The organism is Duodenibacillus massiliensis, from assembly GCF_900128485.1.
GTDB lineage: Bacteria > Pseudomonadota > Gammaproteobacteria > Burkholderiales > Burkholderiaceae_F > Duodenibacillus > Duodenibacillus massiliensis.
In genome coordinates this window covers 1-866 of the sequence record NZ_LT635848.1, presented here as the reverse complement: position 1 = coordinate 866, position 866 = coordinate 1, and the positions used below count along the sequence as shown (strand labels likewise).

Below are 866 nucleotides of genomic sequence, written 5' to 3'. Positions count from 1 at the left end.
TCGATGATTTGAGCCATCACGGTTGAGTCGTGCAGTTCACGGCACAGTGTGTCAATGCTGATTGGCGTTCCCTGCTTTTTCAGTTTGTCCTGCAGCAGCCTCAGCAGCAACAGGGCCAGTACACAAGCCGTAATATGGCCGTAAATATGGCTGGAAGTCCAGACATACATCGGGCGCAAGCCGATGTTGGATTTCATGATCCGGAAGCACGTTTCAATCTGATTCAGGCAGTGGTACATCGAGGCGATTTCCTTGCCCGTTTTCAGTATCCGTTCCCCCTTGTTATCCGACTCTTTGACTTCTGCAGCTGCAGTCTCCTTTGCTTTGTTTTCCTGCTCGTCAGCCTTTTCAGTCCGTTCAATGCAGTACTCGTCATAAACGACAGCAGCAAACCCGCAGAGCGCCTTGCGCTCTGCCAAAGCACTTTCGTCAATGCCGGTGATCACCTGCTTCTTTTCCTTGGTGTCGGTGGTGGCGATGCCTGCCCAAGCCGGCTTTCTTGTTTTAAGTTCCTTCCCGCTTCTTCTGCGGATCAAATCAGCCCAGATCTCAAGCAGTTTTTCATCGCGGCGCTTACGTTTTTCGCTCCAGGTCAGAACCAGTGAGCATTTGACTGAGCCGCTCTTGCCGGTGCGCTCCCAGTCCTCAATAACGCGGTATTTGTTGCTTTCAGGATCTTTGTCGTTAATCGATTGATAGGCTGACAGATCAAGCATCTGCTTAAGTGTTTCGTCATTGAGATTACTCACTTTTTGGGCCACCAGGTAGCCCAGCTCAAGCCGCTGGAGCATCAACAGATTTTCAGCTGAATTGAGTCCTCTGTCGGCAACAACAATGGCATGACCGATGTTGTATTTATCCTTGAG

Annotated in this window: 1 protein-coding gene; it reads right to left on the bottom strand. The window is 50.3% G+C overall.

What is annotated here, in order from left to right:
* A partial coding sequence (locus BQ7486_RS12010; RefSeq protein ID WP_204206966.1) for an IS1634 family transposase occupies nt 1–866 on the bottom strand: 866 nt, incomplete at both ends.